Here is a 19959-nt window from a genome sequence, read left to right as displayed (position 1 = left end):
ATAATGGATACTAAAAAAAAGAATATGTCTCTGCGTACTAAAATTTTGCTGAGCGGTGTCATTACGCTGTGTATTGTAATAATATGCGCCTGTGCCATAATCGGGTTTCAACTATATCAGGTTAATATAAAACAATACGATCGAACTTCATCTCAGCAGTTTTCTCTTATAGAGCAAACAATTATGCTGTTTATGGAAAACAATAAAAATACGGCAAAAATGCTTGCAGAGCATCCTACCGTGCAAGTTGCTGATACCAGCCTCAATAATTATACGGCTACAAAGCAGAATATGATACTAAAAAATGTGTCGAAGGGCGAAATAGAGCAAGAGATGGTAACGCTGTTTAAGCGTATCTATAACGGATATTCCGATATTGCGGAAGTTTTTTTTGGGTCAAAATGGGGCGGGTTTGCCAGTTCGTGGGATGATACCGTCAGCGCGGGATTTGATCCGCGAAAGCGTATATGGTATCAACAAGCGGAAGCTGCTGGTGGTGATACGATTGTGACGCCTGCATATATGTCAACGATAGGTGCACCTGTTATCTGTTTTTCCAGACAAGTATTATCGCCGGAAGGACGTTTTATCGGAAATCTGGGGCTTGAGGTAAAACTTGAGCAGCTTACTTCATTTATCGATTCGATAAAAGTCGGCAAGACAGGATATGTAATGTTGTTCCAAAATGACGGGACTATTTTAGCCGATCCGATGCATCGGGATTTAGTGTTTACAAAGCTGGATAGTACCGTTAATCAATACCTTAAACATTTTCAAGATATCGGCATCGAAACGAAAGTTGTTACGATCGATAATATTCAGTGGCGGGTACGGGTTTTTGCTATTGATGAATTGGGATGGAAAATAGCGATATTGATGCAAAATAGTGAGATATTGGAAAGTTTTTACCGAATCGTTATCAGTATGGCCGCAGTGGGAACGGGGATGCTGATTATATTTTTCTGGCTTATTTTCTGGTTCTCAAAACGTGTAAAAGGATATTTCCGAAAGCTGCAGCTTATCTTTGCAAAAATGGCATCCGGCGATCTGACCGGACGGTTTTACATTAAGAAAAATGATGAAATCGGCCGTCTGATGATCGATTTTAATACGACAATGGATAAGGTTGCCGGTATGATTAATTCGCTTATCCATGAATCGAAGGCAATGCAGCATGTGGGAGATGATCTCTACAATAATATGTCCGAAACGGCAAGTGCAATAAACGAAATCAGCGCAAATGTGGAAAGTATTAAGCGGCAAGCAAAAACCCAGGCTTCAAGTGTTCAAAAAACCGGCAATGTAGTTGAAAATATTATTGCACAAATTCAAGAACTGGATAAAGAGATTACAGTACAAGCAAATTCAGTTGCGCACTCTTCTTCTGCAGTTGAAGAAATGGCTGCAAATATTGTTACTATTACGCAAACGCTTGAAAAAAATAATGATTTGATAAAAGAGATGTATTCGATGACTCTTGATGGGAAGAACGGCGCTAAGACGGCAAACTCGGTAGTTCAGCAAATAGCGGAGCGCTCCGATTCGCTTTTGGAGGCAAGTGTGATCATTCAGAATATTGCAAGCCAGACAAACCTGCTTGCAATGAATGCCGCTATCGAAGCCGCCCATGCGGGAGAAACCGGAAAAGGTTTTGCGGTTGTTGCCGATGAAATCCGTAAACTTGCGGAAGAATCAAATGCACAGGGAAAGCAAATCGGCGGTGTTCTGAAAGAATCTATTGAAATTATTCGTACGCTGATAGCTGCCGGTAACGGTGCCGAACAGACCTTTGATAAGGTATATGAACTTGCGACCAGAATTTCCGATCAGGAAGACTTTATTACGCGTTCCATGCAAGATCAGATGAATGCGAATAAAGAAGTATTGGCAGCGATTAAAGATATCAATATTACTACGAATACGGTACAAGCCGGTTCATCGGAAATGCTTTCGGGCAGCGGAGAAGTTGCACGGGAGATGAATAAACTGGATGGATTGACTCAGGTTATTACCAACAGCATGGATGAGATGTCTGCCGGTGCTATTCAAATAAATAATGCCGTTGTAGAAGTAAATGATCTGGTGCAAAAAAATAAAGAAAGTATCGAAATATTGGCGAATAAGGTAAAAGAATTTACGATATGATAAAAGAAGCGGAAAAATTTGCGGGTACTGTGATCTATGATATTTTGACGGCAGTTGATTCGTTGTATAATGATATAGACGCAGATCAAAAAATATGGAAGGCAAAGAGCCCCATGCAATGCCCTGACGGCTGCGGTAGTTGTTGTGTTCATTTTGAACCTGAAGTATATGAGGCTGAAGCGCTGTATCTCGCAGCATGGATGCTGGAAAATCAGAGCGAGCGGGCAGACCGCATCGCCGAAGCTGACAGTGATGCTTCTATCGGAGGCGACGGCTGCGTTCTGTTTGACCCCGAAAGCCCGTATCACTGCACGGTGTACGGCGGACGGTGTCTGATATGCCGGTTATTCGGTTTTTCCGGTGATCACGGTAAAGACAGGTGTATCCGCTGGAAGCCGTGCCGGTATATGGAGCCTTCCGTAGTTGCCGGTAACGCAGCAGGCAGAATTTCCGGTACCCCTGTCAACGGGACAGGTACGGTGCAAGATGTTCAAACGGGACGGCAATATGGAGAAGAGGAGATGATGCGATTATTCGGTGCTGTTCCGCCGTATATGGGCGCCGCTTCGTCAAGTCTTTTGGCGCTGAACCCTGATGATACGCATCCCCGTCCGCTGCGGATTGCGCTCCCCGCTGCGATTAAAAAGCTGAAAATGCTGTTGCACTTTATCACACCGCCCGAACCCGATTGTCCTTCACCGCATCCGTTAAGTGCCTAGCACTGCCGCTATCGTGAACTTCATGATACTTTTAGGCTTGAGCCGTTCAGGAAAGACTTCCGTAGGGAGACTCCTTGCCGAACAGCTCGGCTGCTCTTTTTACGACACCGATGAAGTTATCCGCGTTCGTACCGGTTTAACGCCGCGGGAGCTTTGCCGTCAAGGAGGGGTATCCGCATTACATGCTGCGGAAGCTGTTGCCCTGCGTGAATGCTGCGCTCTACATGACTGCGGTTGGGGTGCCTTTGCAGACGAGCCGTTGCGGCACTCTACACCTTTGCCCCTGCCAACCGACGGCTCCGCTGAGAAACGGCAGGGGGCAACCGTAGAAAACTGTGCTGTCATTGCAGCGGGCGGCGGCATCTGCGATAATGTCGAAGCGTCTGCCATCGTTGCGGCGATACCGCTGCGGGTATTCCTCTATGCAACGGAAGCGGTACTTTTTGAACGCCTGACGCGCGATGCACTGCAAACAGGGTATTATCCGGCTTTCTTACGCTTTCTACCTGCCGATCAAAAAGCGGAAGCTCGGCATCTGTTTACCGAATTGTATACGCGCCGCACCGAACTGTACCACAGGAGCTGCAACCTTATCATCGATACGACCGGCTTGGATTGCGCTGCCGCCGCTCAGAAGATAGCGGAGCAATGCTGATTATCGTAAATTAATATATCTTTTGTGAGATACGGCAAACGGTAAAATTCTTATTTCTTTAAGGGCATAGCTTGTCGTTATTGATACGGAGTTACTATCAAAGTTTTGTCCACGTATTCTCCTAAAAATACGTCGCTATATGCACCTATACCTTGCTTTTTTAGTTCATCAAGAAGCCATTCTTCATCCTTCCCGATTACTTTAAGAATATCACTTTGTACCTGACCATCCGTAATAATGGGAAACTTGGGATTTTCTTCACCAGCCTGTATGATAATGAACTGCCCGTTTTGTTCGACTAAAGCTCTCTTTACAGCCTTTGATGAGTAAATGCCATTTGTACGAAGTTTAAACGCTACATCGTGAGCCGATAACCGAGCCTTCTTGCAATTTGTGATATCTATTTTGCCGTCATCGATTATAATTAACGCCTTGCCGTCTATAAGCTGCTTAGCCTTTAGATTACGTTTCTTTACCCATTTCATCGATAGAACAAAGACGCACCAAATGCACAAAACAACAATAAAATCAGGTATTCGAACACTACTGTTGTAAATAGCGCCTCCCATAACTCCACCGAACACATAGTTTATAATTTGGTCACTGGCTGATGATGGCGCTAAATTTCCTTTTCCTGATATGTTTATGATTACTACCATTGCAAAGAAGCCGATGAGCAGCTTTATCGTTACTAGTAAAAATACCCCCATATATGTGCTCCTCTATTATTTAGAAAAATTGTATGGTACGCTTCCTTCATAAATTGAGCTATTATATCATTTTCTTTTTAAATGTATACAGCAAAACTCAGTAATACGTGTATCAAGGGCTTTTCACTTTCCGCGAATCTGATACACAAGCTTAACATCGTAATACGGCTTTTCATTTCTTACCGAAACTTCCAATTTGCCGGAGTGTACCTTTCCGATACCGTCTCGCTTAAAACTGACATATACGCCGCCGCCGTACACGGGACTTTGCAGGTATATAAGACGTTCATTTTCGGTTTCTTCCTTCCGTACTGCTTGGGAAAACGAACCGGCGATACCGCAAAAAATACCGTCGGTAATGCAGAAATGACCGTTTATATGGATAGCATACTTTTTTAAGATAAACGGATTGGCGGTTTTGTCCTGTAATTCAACGGAAGCTCCGGCAGCTGCTTTTTGGAGCCATTGAACGCCGTTAAACCATTTCGGTTTGCTTATGCATATCAGTTCCGTTTTAATAGTATGCAGTTCATTGCGGTAATCCCAGCTTGCCTTCCAACGGATTACTTCATGTTTTACCTGTGTAATAAGCCCTCCGTTATGCAGCATTGTTCTATCTTCCATACTGAACCCATAGAGCGCGGACAGCGAGAAAAGACCGACCTTAAAGTGTGGCTGAATAAAAGCGGTAATCTGTTCGTTTTGCTGCTTCCCATCCCAGTTGACGGCACGCGCTCCGGTATAGCTGCCGCCGGTTCGTATACCCGCATACCGATACCAAGCATCGATTTCGGCTTGTACCGCGCCGGAAACGGTTTTGTCTGCCGCATAGCTGCAAAAACCGGTTGTCGAAAATGAGACAATCGGATGAGTAAAAACGGCATTAAGACCGAAAAGCGTGTGGTAACGCTGCCGGATATCTTCACCATATATGCCTGAGGACTCTGCGGAAGATGGTTTTACCTCCCTAACCAATTCCGGCATAAAAGCGGTAAGATATTGAACGGCAAAGTTGATATCAGCTTTTTTCTGATTCATACGCCAGCCGCCTATAAGACCGTACCGCATACGCTGCTTCTTTGGTTCGGGGCTTGCAAAAAAAACTCCGTTCCATCCGCTGCCGTATACTTCAACCCCATATTGAACAGCCTTTTGCCCGCTCCCGATACCGATAAACTGTTCCCGCGGAAATTTGACTCCGCCGTAGCTTGCTTTTGTTTTTGAAAAGCCGGAAAACTGCGCCGTTCTTAAGAAACTATCAAAGGTCAGGCTTCCTGCACCGAGGAAAAGCGCCGGGATATTTTTTTTAGGAAAAGAAGATTGCAGTGCTGCAAGCGGATGCAGCCCAACACCAAAATTCCTCACCGAAAGTTCAAAGTAGGGTACGGGCATCGGTGATTCAAGCTGTAAATAACCGATGTAGCCGCGTCCGCTGACTCCGGCAGAAATCCGGGCACCTTTATGAACACTGTGTACATATTGGAAAAAATAGTCGCGTTCCGGGGCTGTGTGTTTTGCATCAGCCTTATCATTCTGTTGTACGTCCGATGAGGAATCTGCTTTGTCTATTTGTTGTTTGACCGATTCGTCCGTTTGTTGGGTAAGCGCTTTATCCGGTTGCTGCTCAGTTGATTCGTCCGTCTGTTGTCCGCCGCCTGTTTCCGATCCGGTTTCGGAAGCTTTATCGAAATTGTGTTCATCCGTCTCGGCGCCGGAATCCTCATCGGAATCTTCGTTGGAGTATTCATCGATATCGTATTCCTCGCCGTTTTGTAGACCGAATATAAAACGGTCATTGGTTAGCCGGTCAAAAAGCGATTGTTGCCCGTGGACTTGCGTAGAAACGCATCCGAAGAGGGTAACAAACATACACAATAGGGTCGGCATACGCTTGATGCCGTGATAAAATTTTATAAGGTTCATGCCCCTTTTATGCGACATCAACGGCGTTTCGGCTAATAATTTTTATGTTTTTGGAAAAAAAGTGAAAAAAAATATGTGAAAAGAAGTTTTTATGGGTAAAGAGTGAGGTAAATAAGTTCTTTTATTTGTGCGAGGGTTTAAAACAAAAAACGGATTCCGGCAGAAGCCGAAATCCGTTTGAGCACCACTGTTAGCAGTTAATCAGTCCGAAAACCATAACGAACAACGCGACGGTTTCGCAAAGACCGACAACGGTAATGTACTGACCGAAGCCCTTACCGGTTTCCGCAAGCGCATCAGAACCTGCTGCGGAAGCCTTGCCCTGTGCAATAGCGGAAGCTGCAATACCGAGACCGCACGCAACACCGACACCTAACAGGAACCATGGATCCGCTTTTGAAGTAAGCATTGTGTTCATCAGCAAGAAGCCGTAAATAGTCTGCGTGAGCGGGGCGCCTGCAAATGCGAGGAGGATGAAGGGAGCCGGTTTATTATTCAAATAACACCGCTTCCATGCTCCGATTGTGCCCTGTCCTGCGATAGCAAGCCCTAATGCCGATCCGAATGCCGAAATACCGAGTGCAGCTGCTGCACCAAACATACCAAAACTCATTGAAATCCTCCAAATTGATAATCTACACGATAAGAAGTTGTTCTTCTTATTTAATTATTCTGCAAAAGGTTCGTATTTGAACCCTGCCCATGTTAGCCCGACATGGTTTGAAAACTCTAATGTATTAAGCCGCACTCCGTGTACGATGACCGAAAGTACGTTCATAATATAGTTTAAACCGTGTCCGAAGAATAACAGCAGCACACCCAAAAAGATGAGGAAGCTGCCGAGTGCCGGCCCCGCCATCTGGTTGACTGTCGCGCTGATTGCAGAACCTGCAAGCCCGACTGCCCAAAGGCGGATATAGCTCATAATATCGGCAAAGACGTTTACCACCCCTAAGAACATCGTGATGATATTTTTAAGGCTGTCAACAATACTCTGCCCGATACCGGTTTGATAATTTGAAAAAATAAAGTTGAGCGCAAATCCGCAGCCGATCGCAATCAGTACCGGCTGATTAATCTGATACCGCTCACGGCTGACAACAAGGCTTAACACCACGACATACATACCGCACAGCATTGCAATCGAACCAATGTGCCCCAGTATTTGCGGGGAACGGATATTCCGCACAATCGAGATAAGATGTCCGATTGTCAGCTGAATAAGACCGAGTGTAAAACAGAACTGCATCAAGTTGGCATTCCTGACAGTCGCCTCAGTCGCGTTCGAGATAGCCGGTACGGACAGGTTTTTCAGCCATGCGGGGATGTACTCCACCGAGATGCCGAACCAGTTGCAGGTTGCAGTCCCCCAGATAACGGTGAGGACACCGAGGTAGAGGAACATCTGCATGGCAAGCGGAGCGGGCTGCTCCTTCGCTTTTGCTTTGACGATTCCGATGAGCGACAAGATCACGAGGATGCCGCCGTAGCCTGCGTCCCCAAAAATCATCGCAAAGAAGATACCGAAAAAGAGCAGGAACCACAGCGAAATATCGGGTTCGCGGTAGCCCGGTACCGTACCGAGGAAGTCCGTCAGCGGGGTAAGCAGCTGGACAAACCGGTTATGCCGCATTGCAGTCGGGACGGCATCTTCTTCAGCAGGATCATCTGCAATAAACGCCCAGCCGTTTGCCTTTGCAAGCCCTGCAAAATCAGCTTGTTTTTCAGCAAGGATATAACCGGAAAGCCGTGCAAGCCGTCTCGGCTCTTTTTTACCGGTATCGGCTGCCGTAAGCGTTACAGCGGTATCGGCAGCGCCGGGAATCTCTGCCGTATCTTCATCAAGCGGGATAATCTCCATACCGGCATGTACGGTTTCAAACTCAATCTCTTTTGCAAGCTTTTTTGCCTCTGCCTTTAACGGCGCAAGCAATTCAGTCCGTGCCCCAATCTTTGCTTTGAATGAGGGCAGCTGTTTTTGCAGCCGTTCCCTTTCGGTATGCATTGCCGAAAGCCGCATATCCGGTAAAATAAGCGGACTAAAATCGGACGGCAAATCGGCAGGAACATCTGCGGTTTCGGACACTATGGCAAAGCGGACTGTTTTTTTGCCGCCTGCAAGCCGTACCGTTTTAATGGTTTCAGGCAGTGCTGCATATGATTTTTCCGGAAGTTCGCCTATCGTCAAATAGATGCTGTTTTCTTCAAAGCTGCGTATATCTTCGGGATCAAAATCACCCCAAGAACTGTATGCTTCGATGTCGCCGGTTAGCTTATTGATAGCAGCCCGTGTATTTGATTCTTGGTCTTTAAGCTCAAGAATCTCGTCAACTGCCTGCAATAAGTCATTTCGGTTCAACGTAAGCGTTTCAGTCTTTGTTTTTTCCGCTTTTTTCGGCTTTGATTCGGTAATCAGTGCTTCCGCTTGCTGCAATCTCGCATACGTGTTCTGCAATTCCGTCAAGGTATCGCTTGAAGCGGCTTCCTTCTCAATATGCACCGCACCGAAGTTCCGCAGTGTTTTTAACGCTGCCTTTTTCTGAGAATCCAGCACAAGGAGCGTCAGTTTTTTCATCGGTAAAATCATGCTGTTTCCTCCTCATCCGGAGCGTTCTTTTCCAAGTTTTTCTTGGAAATCTTCCCGCGCACAACCGCCGCTACCTGCTGATCGCCCAGATACACGGAAATCTTTTTGATGTTCCGCTTTGTTTCCGGTATCTTTACCTTTTCAAACAAGTTGACACGCTGCGTTGTGGTACGCAGTTCGTTGTTGAGCCGTGCCACCTGTTCGTCGAGGATTTGAGCTTCAAGATCGAGCGATAAAACCCGCTCCATCCGGTCGCAGGCAATGTCGAGCCAGAGCGGCGTTGTAAAAAGATCGTAGCTGCTGCGTTCAAAGTCCGCCCCGGAAAATACCGGTATCGAAACACCGGCAATATTTCCCGTCGAGGTACGCACTTCTTTCACCTTGAGGATTTCAGGCGTAAAGACTCCCGCTTCACCGAAGACGGCAATCCACTGCTCAAACTCCTTGTGCAGCGCATCGCGGTTCAGCCGAACCTCTTTTGCATGCGTCTCAATCGTGCGGATCTCGGTTTGCAGCTGCTGTTTTTTAAGCTGAAGCGTCGGCAAGTACCGCTGGAACATCTTAAGCGATTCTTTTTGATTTTTCAGCTCGTTTTTCGTCAGTTTAATAGCCATCGCTATTCCTTATAATCTTATAATATAGAAGGAAACGCATTAATCCGCAGCGGGATTGTTCTGCGCATCCTTGGGCCAGAAGGTTTTGATCAAATCGGACTTAATACCGGTTTCCTCAGGAGTAAAGCAGGACGAAAGAATCTTCCATCCATTATCGAGCGCTTCCTCAAGCGGAATGTTTACCGACAAATCCATCATGCGGGATTCAAAAAGCTCACCGTATTTCAGCAGCTTGCCGTCCCATTCGCTCATCATAAAGCCCATCGATTTTTTCTCAAGCGTGTCCTTGTAGGAAGCATAGAGCTTGATCATATTGTCCATAAGTGCACGGTGATCTTCGCGGGTCTTGCCGTTGACGTTCTGCTTGAGACGGGAAAGACTTCCGAACGGTTCGATGCGTCCGTGTTTAAGATAGAACTGACCTTCGGTGATATATCCGGTGTTATCGGGAACGGGGTGCGTTACGTCGTCGCCGGGCATGGTGGTAACGGCAAGAACGGTAACCGAACCTGCGTCGTCAAAGTCAACCGCCTTTTCGTAGCGGGCGGCAAGCTGGCTGTAAAGATCGCCGGGATAACCGCGGTTTGACGGAACCTGCTCCTGTATAATGGCAATTTCCTTCATCGCATCGGCGAAGTTGGTCATATCGGTTAAAAGGACGAGGACATCCTTGCCTTTGAGTGCAAATTGCTCGCCGACTGCAAGACACATATCGGGGATCATCAAACATTCTACCGTCGGGTCGGCGGCAGTGTGTACGAACATCACCGTGCGGCTCAGCGCGCCTGCTTCTTCCAACGTGTCCTTAAAATAGAGGTAGTCGTCGTATTTAAGCCCCATACCGCCGAGTACGATGACATCAACCTCAGCCTGCATTGCGATACGTGCGAGCAGTTCGTTGTAGGGTTCACCGGAGCTTGAGAAAATCGGCAGCTTCTGGGAAACCACGAGGGTGTTGAATACGTCGATCATCGGAATACCGGTTCTGATCATCCGCTTTGCCATGATACGTTTGGACGGGTTTACGGACGGGCCACCGATTTCTACCATATTATCTTTGAGCATCGGGCCTTGGTCGCGCGGCTCGCCTGAACCGTTAAAGATACGCCCGAGTAAGTCATCGGAAAAGCTTACCTGCATTTCCCTGCCGAGGAAGCGTACTTCATCACCGGTGGAAACACCGCGTCCGCCTGCAAATACCTGTAGCGAAACAAGACCGCCATCCAACTTATTGACCTGTGCAAGTGAGGCGCCAAAGCTTGTCTGTACCTGCGCAAGCTCCCCGTAGGACACATCTTCAGCCTTGACGGTTATAACCGAACCGTTAATGGATTCAATCTTACTGTACACTTTCTTCATGATGTGCCTCCGCTTCTTTTATGAGTTTTGCCGCTTTTTCATCAAGCCCTGTTGCCTTATCGGTAAGCGCTCCGGTAATAGCAGCTTCATGCTTCTTAAATTCCGGCGATTCCCACGGCGAATAGTTATAGTCGATAAAGGACTGGCGCAGCTTGTTAAAGTACGCGCGGGCTTCATCCTTGGTATTAAAGGAGAATTGAGAACCCAATATGCGCAGGATCAGTTTGTAAATGTAGCGCTGACGCTCTACGGAAACGGCATCGTCAACCTTATCGAAGGAGTTTTGCTGTAAATAAACCGCGTCGAGGAAGTCGCCCTTCAAATAGACGATAAAGTCTTCCATACTGGTACCTTCTTCGCCGACAACCTTCATCATCTGTTCGACCTCGGTACCGCGGCGGAGCATTCCTCTGCCGTATTCCACCTGCGCCGTGCCGAGTACGCTCGGGTATTTTGACCATGAATCGAGCGGGTGGATGGCGGGATATTTACGGGCATCAGAGCGTTCGCGGGAAAGACCGTGGAAGGCGCCGACAACTTTCAGCGTTGCCTGCGTAACAGGCTCTTCAAAGTTACCGCCTGCGGGGGAAACTGTACCGCCGATCGTTACGGAGCCTTTGCTGCCGTCCTTTAAGCGGACAATACCGGCGCGCTCATAGAATGCTGCAATGTAGGATTCCAAATAGGCGGGGAAGGCTTCTTCACCGGGGATTTCTTCCAAGCGTCCGGACATTTCGCGCAAGGCCTGCGCCCAGCGGCTGGTGGAGTCTGCAAGGAGCAGAACGTCAAGCCCCATCTGGCGGTAGTATTCGGCAAGGGTTACGCCGGTATAAACCGAAGCTTCGCGCGCCGCAACCGGCATCGATGATGTATTACAGATGATAACCGTCCGCTCCATCAAGGTGCGTCCCGTGCGGGGGTCGATCAATTCAGGGAATTCTTTTAAGGTTTCTACAACTTCACCGGCGCGCTCACCGCAGGCAGCGATGATAACGATATCAACCTCTGCGTTACGGCTGGTTGCGTGCTGTAAAACGGTTTTACCGGCACCGAACGGTCCCGGAATACAGTAGGTACCGCCCTTTGCTACCGGGAAGAAGGTATCTACGGTGCGGATTTTGGTAACAAGCGTTTCGGATGGCTTGAGCCGTTCGGCATAGCAGTCGATTGCACGCTTTACCGGCCAGCGGAAGCTCATCGTAAGCGGATACTTTTTTCCGCGTTCGTCGGTTACTTCCGCAATGGTTTCGTGTACGGTGTACTGTCCTGCCGGTTTAATGGAAGAAAGCGTGTATGTGCCGTACATACCGAAGGGAAGCATAATCCGGTGGGTAAAGTTCCCCTCCGGCACGGTTCCCAGCACATCGCCGCGCACGAGCGTATCGCCGACCTGTGCAACCGGTGTAAAATCCCACTTTGCTTCGGTAGAAAGCGCATTCAAATAGATACCGCGCTCCAAAAAGTAGCCCGCCTTTTCTGCAAGGTCGGGGAGCGGGTTTTGCAAACCGTCATACACTCTGCCGAGCAGTCCCGGCCCGAGTTCAACCGACAAGAGATCGCCGGTAAACTCAACTTCATCACCGACGCGGATACCCTTGGTAATTTCGAATACCTGCATCTGAGCAACGGAGCCGCGTATACGGATGATCTCGCTCTTCAATTTGGTGTCGCCGATATGGACGTAGCCAACTTCGTTTAACGTAACCAGACCGTCAAACTCAACGCTGACCATATTCCCGTTAATACCGACTACCTTTCCTTTCGTTCCTCTCATATCTTTTCTCCGAGAATTTGTGTATAAATTGAGTGATATTCTGTGCGGCCGGTTTCCATCTTAAATTTTGAAGCCCGTTCGCTCAACAGTAATACAATTCCATAGCCGAAAACCGCTTCGCTATCAAAGAAATGCAGTTTCCGCAGCTGATCTGCCGCCGCAAGCCGCGCATTCAGCAAATACCGTTCCGCCGCTAAGGGGTCATCGATGTTGGAAACCCCGCGCACAATAGCGCCGATATCAAAGGCGGAAGCAGGTGTTTCTGCCGGAGCAATCCGCTCATCCCGTTTCAGCTTTGCAGCGCGCATTTGTTCAAGCGCAAACCGCAGTTCTTGTTCAAACGCATACCATTCGTTCACCACAGCAGAAGCCGTATGGACAGCCTCGCGGGGCGGAACAAGCGTTAAAGATTCCAGCACGGCGGCATCTTTTTCAGTTAAAAACCGCAGGGCAAGCTCTTTAAATTGCGCGTAAGAAAGCGGCGGGTCGGTGTGCGGCATAATTGACGGCAGCTGAGCCATCAAATAATAGTATGAAGTCACTCCTTATAACTCCTTTACCGCATCCTTCAACAGGCGTGCAGCGCGTGAGCTGATATAGGCGGAGAACAAATCGGCGACCGATTCCGCAGAGAAATCATAGTATGCCGAACCGTCCTTTACCCCGATTCTAAAGCCGCCTGCAAGCTGCGCATCGGATTTAACCTCGATGCCTTTTTCAACTTCTTTCTTAAACGCAGCGAGCAAAGCGCTTTCCAGCTTTTGTGCATCTTCGGGAGAAAGAACAACGGAAATATCGGCTTCGTTTGTTTTAATCCAGCCCTTTACCGCTTCGGGAATGAGCGTTTTGAGTACATCGCTGTTATATGCCGCTGCGGTTTCCGCTTTGATGAGGGCATCGAGAGAAGCGGTAACTCCTTCTCTAAAGGCGATGAGCGCATTGCGGCAAGCCTGTTTAACGGCAGCCTCCGAAGCGTTTGTAAACCGTTGGGATTCGACTTCAGTCTTCTTCAACAAGGTTTCAGCCTCTTTTTCCGCATCCGCAACGATAGCCTTTGCCTTTTTCTTCGCTTCGGCAATGATACCCGCAGCTTGCTGTTCAGCAGAAGCAATACCGTCCTGCTTGATCTTTTCAACAAGATCCTGTAACTGAACTTCCATAATCAACTCACCTCTCTTATGTATGTATCGTCATATTGTTTGTATCGATTCTATAACAGGCTCAATCAGTTTCTATTATATCAATCTCAACTATAAGTATAGCATTTATCCGGTATCGTTATAACCCCGATAGTATCTATTCCCAATTGTGCGCTGTTTACTCCTTACCGCTAAACGGTAAAGCGCCACTGCGTTTCGTGCCGATATACTTCGCCGGGATGCACCCATACGGAAGGGAATTCAGGACGATTGGGCGAATCCGGTATATGCTGTGTTTCAAGGCACACAGCAGAATGTTTATTGTACACATCGCCGTTCTTTCCCTGCTCTCCGTTTAAAAAATTTCCGGTGTACATCGTAATTGCCGGCTGTGTTGAATAAATACGCAGCGCCCTGCCTGTCGCCGGCTCCGTTACAACCGCAGCAAGCGGAACGTTGTCCGTGCTGTCTGCATCAAGCAGCCATGTGTCATCATAGCCGTTTTTCAATTGAGCAAAATCCTGCGATAACAGCTTCGGCGTACGGAAATCGAACGGCGTCCCTGCTACCGGCACCAACTTACCGGTCGGTATAAGCAAAGCGTCAACCTCTGCATAACAGCTTGCAAAAAGCTGTACTTGATGATTCAAAGCCGAAATATAGCCGCCGTCCGCCTCCATTCCGGCAGGATTGAGATTAAAATAGGTATGGTTTGTCAGATTGATTGGTGTTGTCTTTGTTGTATGAGCTTCGTACCGAAGCGTGATAGTATTGTTTTTGTTGAGGGTATACGAAACGGTCAGCCGAACTTCACCGGGAAAGCCTTGCTCTCCGTCGGGGCTTATTCTGGAAAAACGGATGCCCGCCTCATCGTTGCCGGAAATAGGTTCCGCTTGCCACAGCTGCCGGTCATACGCAGGATAGCCGCCGTGCAGACAGTGTTTTCCGCCTGAATTACGGGTCAGTGTATAGCATTTTTCTTCTATAGAAAAGCGGGCATTTGAAATCCTGCCTGCACATCGTCCGACAATAGAACCGAAATGAGGTTTATTGCGGATATATCCTTCGAGCGTTGAATAACCGAGCACGATATCGTCATATCCGCCCTTTGCTGCGGGTAATAAAATCGCGGTAATACAGCAGCCGTAATCGATTGCCGAAAACGACATTGTGCCATTAGAAACCGTAAAAATCGATACCGCATCTCCCGATGACAGCATCCCGAACCGCTCTTTCTTTACTTCCATAATACCTGCCCAAAGTTACCTGCAAAAAAAGCAAATGCTTGTATTTATTGTACAAGCATTTCCACAAATTTACAAGGATGCTTTTGAAAATATGCAGGGGAAACGCATCAGGCCGTTTTTTTAACACCCCCGCGGAAAAATTGAGACTATTCGACCAGAACTGCCAAGGATGGCAGTAGTTCCATACAGCAGCGATGTTTTGTGCGTACACAAAACTCGCCTTCAACTGTTGTACACGGATGTACAACAGTTGAAGATGGTTCAAATGGTCTCACAGTCTCAATTTTTCCGCGATTTTTATCTATTTTGCCTGATGTGTTTCCCCCTTTGCTGGAAAAATGTGCGAAATTTTATTCGTGCGGAGAGTTTAATACCCCGACGCTTGCGTCGTAACAAAGGGTATTAAAGCCGACTGCAACCACCTTATGAGAACAACATACCCCGACGCTTGCGTCGGGGTTGTTGATTTCCTCAAAATGCAACAGTTGAACAAAATATGAATTTTGGAAACTGTTGCATTCGTGCGCGAAAAGCGCACACATCAATACGCAAGTTTTCGAAAGAAAACTTGACGGTTAAGGTGAGCGGCATCCGTGCCGCCGCTCAACGTATCATTACCGCCATGGATGGCGGGGTAGCTAAGCAGTAGCGATGTTTTTGCGTGAGCAAAAACTCGCGTCCAGCAGTGTACACGGATGTACACTGCCGGACAGGCTATTTGCAAAAGCGCTGGGGGCGGCGCATCTGCGTTTTAAAAGGAGGGCTGTGCGATTGCTGTTTCGTATCTTAACGGCAGAGACTCGCTGCCGTTTTGGCAAGCTGTTCACCGGTTAGTCCGGCGCATTCAAGAACATCCTGCCGCGAGCCCTGCATAAAGACCGTGTCGGGAAAAGCGCGTACTGCGGTTTTTATGCCTGAAAGTTGTTTTTGAACCAGACCTTCCAGATAATGCCCGACACCGCCGATATATGCGCCGTCTTCGATAAAGAGTACGGCTGGGTATTTTTGGGTTTTTTCCAAGAAAAAAGCTTCGTCGATGGGTTTTAAGAAGCGGAGATTGTATATATCAGCGGATATCCCTTTTTGTCTAAGGAGTGCTGCCGCTTCGGCTGTTTCCGGGTATATACCGCCGGTGCACACCAGCAGTACATCGCTGTGTTCCGCCGTTACGGTGAACACGCCGCGGCCGGTTTCCATCGGAAGCGAAAATGCAGGGCATTCCGCTGCGCATGTATTTTTAGGGTACCGTATTGCAACCGGTGCATCCAACTGCAATGCCCATTCAAACATCGCCCGCATTTCCGCTGCCGAGGCGGGAGCAAGCACCGTCATATTGGGGATACTGCGCAAAAAGCAGATGTCATAAAAACCTTGGTGAGTTTCGCCGTCATAGGGGACAGCTCCCGCACGGTCTATCGCAAAGATAACCGGCAGTTTTTGCAGTGCAACGTCATGGATGATTTGATCGATTGCCCGCTGCAAAAACGTACTGTAAATGGCTGCGATAGGCCGTAAACCGGCCGCGGCCAGCCCTGCGGCAAAGGTTACCGCATGCTGTTCGGCGATACCAACGTCAAAAAAGCGCTCGGGATACTGCTGCTGGAACTGTTGAAGCCCTGTTCCCTGCGCCATTGCAGCGGTAATCGCTACAATATCCTTCCGCTTTGCCGCTTCCTCGGTGATAATCCGGGAAAATGCTTCGGTAAAAGAGTTGGTACTCGCTTTTTCAATTTTCCCATCGGCAATATTAAACGGTCCGATACCGTGGAAAGCGGAGGGATCATCTTCCGCAAGCGGGTAGCCTTTCCCTTTCTTTGTTTCAATATGAATAAGCACCGGCGCATCAATATTTTTGACATTACGGAATACTTTTTCAAGTTCTTTTTCGTTATGCCCGTTCAGCGGCCCGACATATTCAAATCCGAGATCGGTAAAAAGATTGTTCCTGTAAAAAATCCCCTTGGCGCCCCGCTTTAGCCGGTGAATCAAAAAGTTAATACGCCTGCCTAAAAACGGAATTTTGCCGACAGCGGTATCAAAGATGTACTTAAACTGCTGGTATCCTTTCCGCACGGTTAAACGGCTGAGGTATTCGGAAACGGCTCGTATATTTGGAGAGATGGACATCTTATTATCGTTGAGGATAACAACCAAATTCTTTGTATACGGGGTAACATTTAGGAGTGCTTCAAAGGCCATGCCTCCGCTTAAAGCCCCATCACCGATAACAGCGATAACCTTTCCGTTTTGGTGCTGCAGCTTTCGCCCGATAAGAATCCCCTCGGCGGCCGAAATTGAGGTGGAGGCATGTCCCGTATTAAATGCATCATGGGGGCTTTCTTCCCGTTTTGGGAATCCTGCGAGGCCGTCCTTTAAGCGGAGTGTCGAAAAATTATCATACCGTCCGGTTAGGAGCTTATGAGGATAGGATTGATGCCCCACATCCCAGATGATTGCGTCTTTGGGACTTGAAAATACCCGATGCAGCGCAATGGTTAATTCAATAACTCCGAGGTTACTGGCAAGATGTCCACCGTTTGCGCCTACCGTTTCCAAAATAATGCTGCGCATCTCATGCGCTAATATACGAAGTTCCTCTCTTGAAAGAGATTGCAGGTCTTTCGGTTCTCGTATTGATAAGAGTACGTTTTTATCCATGTATATGTTCAGTGAACTGCTGGGTACATAAAAAAAGGGCTGTGAAGATACTCAACAAAGCCCTTTCTCACCGTAATAAAAGCGATAGAACAATACGCCTGTAATAATCTTGCAAAATCACAAAACATCCCTCTTATATACTTTATACACCGGTATACCGGTATAATCGAGAAGGATACAAGATTATTGAAAACCTCTAAAAAGCGTAATGATATTTTTAGAGGTTACTTGTTCTTATGTCTATTCTTTCGAAGCTTCTTCTTTCGTTTATGCGTTGCTATTTTCTGTCGCTTCCGTTTTTTTCCGCAGGGCACGTGAACACACTCCTTATTTATAAAGATAGGAGATAATAGCCGAACAGCAGTAAAAAGTCAAGGCAGCCGTTTTTTCTTGTTTTTTTATACCAGAGTAGGGGAGGAACAGAGCCGCTGGTTTCTCAGATCGAGGAAAAAAATAAAGATTGAATAGATTGAAATTACCATGGCATATCTTAAAATAATGAAGAAATGCACAAATAGTGCTGAATAAATATTGAAGAAATGCATAAAATCCGCATAATAAGGAAGTAAAAACAATTACCCCAATGACAATACGGAAGCCGAAAATGAAAATTGAACATATTGCCATGTATGTCAATGATTTGGAAAAAGCAAAAGACTTTTTTGTTGACTATTTTGGCGGACATCCCAATACCGGATACCATAATAAAACGACCGATTTCCGCTCATATTTTATCACCTTTGATGAAGGTGCACGATTGGAAATTATGAAAAAGCCTCATGTAGCTGATTGTGAGAAAACACTTGCGCGTACAGGGTACATCCATATTGCATTCTCCGTCGGAAGCAAAGATGCTGTTGATGCCTTAACTGAAAGGCTTAAAAACGCCGGATACGAAGTTGTAAGCGGGCCGCGGACTACCGGAGACGGATACTATGAAAGTTGTATTGTCGCCATTGAAGATAATCAAATTGAAATTACGGTATAATCTGGTATATGCTAACGGCATTGAATATCAAGATTACGGGAATATAATCCATGAGTATTTTATCATCAATCCTCAATCATCACTGTGTAAGACTATTAAAACAGCCTGATGTGTGTACCCGAAGCAACCGTTTGGCATCTTGACTTAAAATGCCTTTGTCATAAAATATTGGTATGAAACATATCTATACGAAAATGCTGCCATTTATGGCGGCGCTGATTGTTATTTCCTGCGGAAGCTGCTCAAGTAAAGACGAAATCAAGCCGCTTACCGAAGGAGGTTCTATGAAGTTGACAAGCACGGCTTTTGCCGACGGCGAAAAAATGCCCCAAGAATTTGCAAAACTCGGAGCGAATCACATTCCTCCGCTCGAAATCGACGGTGTACCGGAGGGTACAAAGAGTCTTGCGATTATCGTGCACGATCCGGATGCGCCGCTTCCCGGCGGATTTTATCATTGGACGCTGTGGAACATTCCGCCGCAAACAACGTCGATCGGAGAAGGTAATGTGCCATCGGATGCCGTCGAAGGCGAAACAAGCTGGGGTACGAGCGGCTACAACGGACCTCAACCGCCGTTCGGGACGCACCGCTATATTTTTTATCTCTATGCGCTCGATATGAATCTGAGTCTCCCGGCGGGCAGCAGCGTAAAAGAGCTTAAGGCCGCAATTAAGGGGCACGCAATCGAAGCTGCTTCACTTACGGGTATGTTCGGTGCTAAGGATAACCCCTGACCAAAGCAGTGAAAAATTATCCGTATACTATAATGATCTAAACTCATCATTCACCGAGGGGGTGTAGAGAAATGAATTTATTTTTGTGCTCACACTTTTCAAAAGTAGGCGCTCTTCTTAAAGAGCACATTGTGGGGAAAAGAGTTGCTTTCATTCCCACTGCATCGATACACGAAGGGTACACAGGCTATGTGGGGTCAGCCCGTACATTATTCAAAAAATTAGGAGCTGAGCTGATTGAAATTGAGATTTCAACTGCAAACGCTTCCGATATTACGCAGGTGTTTGACACAGCGGATATTATTTATTTTACCGGCGGTAATGCATTTTTCCTTATTGATCAATTGAGGAAAACCGGTACGGATACGTTGCTAAAGCAACAGCTGGAAAAAGGGAAATTATTTATTGGAGAATCAGCAGGCGCTATTGTATGTGCTCCGGAGCTTTCTTATATTGAAAAAATGGATCCTATTCCGGAAGATTATTCTCAGAGTGATTATGCCGGATTAGGACTCATCAATTTTTATGTGCTGCCGCACTATCTTACCGCACCATTCAAAAAAGTTACCGCAGACATTATGCAATCCTTCTCAAATATCGAACTATGCGCTATCAATAATGCACAAGCTCTTAGTGTTAAAGACGGAGTACGGAAGCTGGTAAGTGTAGAGAAAGAGTAAGGAGGCTATTGACTATAGACAAGT

The 19959-nt window shown here is 47.0% G+C and carries 17 protein-coding genes; 6 read left to right on the top strand and 11 right to left on the bottom strand.

From position 1 onward, the window contains the following. Window positions 1–3 precede the first annotated feature (3 nt). From E4N65_RS09325 to E4N65_RS09315, 3 genes are read left to right on the top strand one after another with little or no spacing between them, the layout of a single operon-like run. Window positions 4–2145 (top strand): methyl-accepting chemotaxis protein, encoded by a 2142-nt coding sequence (locus E4N65_RS09325; protein ID WP_253672948.1) that lies wholly within the window; start codon window positions 4–6, stop codon window positions 2143–2145. Further along, entirely contained in the window at window positions 2142–2864 is a 723-nt protein-coding gene (locus E4N65_RS09320; protein WP_253672947.1) for a YkgJ family cysteine cluster protein, read from the top strand. Before E4N65_RS09325 ends, E4N65_RS09320 begins: the two co-directional genes overlap by 4 nt. 22 nt (window positions 2865–2886) lie before the next feature. Then, the gene (locus tag E4N65_RS09315) at window positions 2887–3519 is read left to right on the top strand and encodes a shikimate kinase (protein ID WP_044015138.1); all 633 of its coding nucleotides are present in this window, start codon (window positions 2887–2889) and stop codon (window positions 3517–3519) included. A gap of 77 nt (window positions 3520–3596) precedes the next feature. Here the strand turns inward: E4N65_RS09315 and E4N65_RS09310 are convergent, their stop codons facing one another. The 11 genes from E4N65_RS09310 to dxs all read right to left on the bottom strand — a co-directional run bounded on the left by E4N65_RS09310 (window position 3597) and on the right by dxs (window position 17530). Further along, window positions 3597–4229: a DUF421 domain-containing protein gene (locus tag E4N65_RS09310; RefSeq protein WP_044015140.1), complete on the bottom strand. Its 633-nt coding sequence runs from the start codon at window positions 4227–4229 to the stop codon at window positions 3597–3599. A gap of 123 nt (window positions 4230–4352) precedes the next feature. After that, the gene (locus tag E4N65_RS09305; RefSeq protein WP_253672946.1) at window positions 4353–6152 is read right to left on the bottom strand and encodes a hypothetical protein; all 1800 of its coding nucleotides are present in this window, start codon (window positions 6150–6152) and stop codon (window positions 4353–4355) included. Between the two features lie 190 nt (window positions 6153–6342). Further along, window positions 6343–6765: an ATP synthase subunit K gene (locus tag E4N65_RS09300; RefSeq protein ID WP_044015146.1), complete on the bottom strand. Its 423-nt coding sequence runs from the start codon at window positions 6763–6765 to the stop codon at window positions 6343–6345. A gap of 54 nt (window positions 6766–6819) precedes the next feature. Beyond that, on the bottom strand, window positions 6820–8739 hold the full coding sequence (locus E4N65_RS09295) for a V-type ATP synthase subunit I (RefSeq protein ID WP_253672944.1): 1920 nt from the start codon (window positions 8737–8739) through the stop codon (window positions 6820–6822). After that, window positions 8736–9353 carry a V-type ATP synthase subunit D gene (locus E4N65_RS09290; protein WP_162664304.1) on the bottom strand — a complete coding sequence of 206 codons (618 nt, stop codon included), beginning with the start codon at window positions 9351–9353 and terminating at the stop codon, window positions 8736–8738. The genes E4N65_RS09295 and E4N65_RS09290 overlap by 4 nt, the downstream gene beginning before the upstream one ends. 39 nt (window positions 9354–9392) lie before the next feature. Then, complete coding sequence (locus E4N65_RS09285) at window positions 9393–10712, bottom strand: V-type ATP synthase subunit B (RefSeq protein WP_253672942.1); 1320 nt, start codon at window positions 10710–10712, stop codon at window positions 9393–9395. Next, entirely contained in the window at window positions 10693–12486 is a 1794-nt protein-coding gene (locus E4N65_RS09280; protein WP_253672940.1) for a V-type ATP synthase subunit A, read from the bottom strand. The genes E4N65_RS09285 and E4N65_RS09280 overlap by 20 nt, the downstream gene beginning before the upstream one ends. Further along, window positions 12483–13028, bottom strand: coding sequence for a hypothetical protein (locus E4N65_RS09275; RefSeq protein WP_253672938.1), 546 nt, complete (start codon window positions 13026–13028; stop codon window positions 12483–12485). The genes E4N65_RS09280 and E4N65_RS09275 overlap by 4 nt, the downstream gene beginning before the upstream one ends. Window positions 13029–13031: 3 nt before the next feature. Then, window positions 13032–13646 carry a V-type ATP synthase subunit E gene (locus E4N65_RS09270; protein ID WP_253672936.1) on the bottom strand — a complete coding sequence of 205 codons (615 nt, stop codon included), beginning with the start codon at window positions 13644–13646 and terminating at the stop codon, window positions 13032–13034. A 170-nt stretch (window positions 13647–13816) separates the two neighbouring features. Beyond that, window positions 13817–14872, bottom strand: a complete 1056-nt coding sequence (locus tag E4N65_RS09265) for an aldose epimerase family protein (RefSeq protein WP_044015157.1) — start codon at window positions 14870–14872, stop codon at window positions 13817–13819. 786 nt (window positions 14873–15658) lie between these two features. Further along, window positions 15659–17530: a 1-deoxy-D-xylulose-5-phosphate synthase gene (gene dxs / locus E4N65_RS09260; protein ID WP_253672934.1), complete on the bottom strand. Its 1872-nt coding sequence runs from the start codon at window positions 17528–17530 to the stop codon at window positions 15659–15661. 604 nt (window positions 17531–18134) lie between these two features. Here dxs and E4N65_RS09255 point away from each other — a divergent pair. The 3 genes from E4N65_RS09255 to E4N65_RS09245 all read left to right on the top strand — a co-directional run bounded on the left by E4N65_RS09255 (window position 18135) and on the right by E4N65_RS09245 (window position 19935). Then, window positions 18135–18518, top strand: a complete 384-nt coding sequence (locus tag E4N65_RS09255) for a VOC family protein (RefSeq protein WP_253672932.1) — start codon at window positions 18135–18137, stop codon at window positions 18516–18518. A gap of 173 nt (window positions 18519–18691) precedes the next feature. Further along, window positions 18692–19255, top strand: a complete 564-nt coding sequence (locus E4N65_RS09250; protein WP_052185507.1) for a YbhB/YbcL family Raf kinase inhibitor-like protein — start codon at window positions 18692–18694, stop codon at window positions 19253–19255. A 71-nt stretch (window positions 19256–19326) separates the two neighbouring features. Next, entirely contained in the window at window positions 19327–19935 is a 609-nt protein-coding gene (locus E4N65_RS09245; protein ID WP_371921813.1) for a Type 1 glutamine amidotransferase-like domain-containing protein, read from the top strand. Window positions 19936–19959: the final 24 nt, after the last annotated feature.

The organism is Treponema sp. OMZ 855 (assembly GCF_024181145.1).
Classification (GTDB): domain Bacteria; phylum Spirochaetota; class Spirochaetia; order Treponematales; family Treponemataceae; genus Treponema.
The sequence above is the reverse complement of the archived record's forward strand: the minus strand, read 5'-3'. Positions and strand labels throughout refer to the sequence as shown.